At 65.1% G+C, this 1866-nt stretch carries 2 protein-coding genes; both read left to right on the forward strand.

Annotated elements, in window-relative coordinates; genetic code table 11:
- A partial coding sequence (asnB, locus tag EN914_RS33895) for an asparagine synthase (glutamine-hydrolyzing) (RefSeq protein ID WP_127389608.1) occupies positions 1 to 1598 on the forward strand: 1598 nt, incomplete at its 5' end.
- A gap of 23 nt (positions 1599 to 1621) precedes the next feature.
- Positions 1622 to 1866: acyl carrier protein (locus EN914_RS33900; protein ID WP_164779118.1), on the forward strand; the 245-nt coding region annotated here is incomplete at its 3' end.

A 1866-nucleotide genomic window follows, 5' to 3' on the forward strand; every position in this document is an offset into this window, starting at 1 on the left:
CCGCGCTCAATGGCGATTTCGCCTTTGCGCTCTGGGACGGCCGCCGCCGCCGCATGGTTCTGACGCGCGACCGCATGGGGGTCCGGCCGCTCTTCTATACAAGGCAGGGCGAACGGCTTTACTTCGCCTCGGAGGTCAAGGCGCTCCTCCAGGCCCCGGGCGTCGCGGCCGAGATTGATCCGGTCGCACTCGACCAGATCTTCACGCTCTGGGCCCCGATCGCGCCGCGCACGCCCTTCCGCAACATCTACGAGATCGAACCCGCAAGCCTGATGATCGTGCAAGAGGGCAGCGTCTCGACCCGGCCCTACTGGAGTCTGGAGTATCCCGACCGGGACGCGCCGCCCCGGCACGGGGACGAGCGTGCCGCGGCCGAGGAACTGCGCGCCCTCCTTACGGAGGCGACCCGCATCCGCATGCGCGCCGATGTGCCAGTCGGCGCCTATCTCTCGGGCGGCCTCGATTCCTCCATCACATCGGCGCTGGCGGCGGGCATGGCGCCGGGTGGTTTCAGGACCTTCTCCGTCACCTTCGATAGCGCCGAACATGACGAGAGCCCCTTCCAGCTCGAGATGGCCCGCGCGCTCGGCACGCATCACAGCGCCGTCGCCTGCGGGGAAGGCGATATCGCCGCCGTCTTCCCCGACGTAATCCGTTTCACGGAGCGGCCGATCCTGCGCACTGCCCCTGCCCCGCTCTACAAGCTCTCGAGCCTCGTGCGCGAGGCCGGTTTTAAAGTGGTGCTGACGGGCGAAGGCGCCGACGAAGTCTTTGCCGGCTACGATATTTTCAAGGAGGCCAGGGTTCGGCGCTTTTGCGGGAGACAGCCCGGCTCCCGCATCCGGCCGCATCTGTTCCGCAAGCTCTACCCCTATCTTCCGGGCCTAAGGCAGCAATCGGCCGAGTACCTGTTCTCCTTCTTCGGGGCTAGCGGCGCGACGCTTGACGATCCGCTGTTCTCCCATCGGCCGAGGTTCGACGGCACGGCGGCGACGAAGCTGTTCTACTCGGGCGATCTGCGTGCCACATTGTCCGGATATGACGCCGCCGAGGAGCTCGCCGCGCGGCTGCCCGAGGCGTTCGCCCGCTGGCATCCCTTGCATCAGGCGCAATATCTGGAAGCCCGCTTCCTTCTCCCTGGCTATATCCTGTCCAGCCAGGGCGACCGCATGGCGATGGCCCACGGCATCGAGGGCCGCTTTCCCTTCCTCGACCATCATCTGGTCGAGTTTGCCGCCGGCCTTCCTCCCGAGATGAAGCTGAAGGGGCTCGTGGAGAAGCATATTCTGCGGGAGGCGACCAAAGACCTGCTGCCGGCCGCCATCGGCCGGCGGACCAAGCAGCCCTATCGCGCACCGGATAGCCAGTCCTTCGTTGGGCCGGGCACGAGGGACTATGTCCAGTCGGCCCTGGGCGACGCCGCAGTCAGCGCCGGCGGGCTCTTCAATCCGAAGGCAGTGGCAAAACTACATGAGAAATGCAGCCGCCAGCCGGCCTCCGGCTTTCGCGACAACGCGGCCTTTGTCGGCATCCTGTCGACGCAGCTGTGGCTGACGACTTTCACCGGCACAGGCATTTGCAACGCAAAGGCCGCCTGACACCACCAAGGAAAGCGAACGACATGACCGATACGATCCAAGACGCAGTGAAGGCCTTTGTCATCGAGAACTTCCTGTTCGGCGACACCACCCACGCCCTCGCCGATACGGACTCGCTGATCGAGAACGGCATCATCGATTCGACCGGCGTTCTGGAACTGGTGGCCTTTATCGAGGACCATTGCGGAATCACAGTTGCGGACGCCGATATCGTGCCGGCCAACCTCGATTCACTGGCGCGCATCACGGCCTTCATCACAGCGAAGAC

This window comes from Mesorhizobium sp. M7A.F.Ca.CA.001.08.2.1 (genome assembly GCF_003998455.1).
Lineage (GTDB): Bacteria > Pseudomonadota > Alphaproteobacteria > Rhizobiales > Rhizobiaceae > Mesorhizobium > Mesorhizobium ciceri.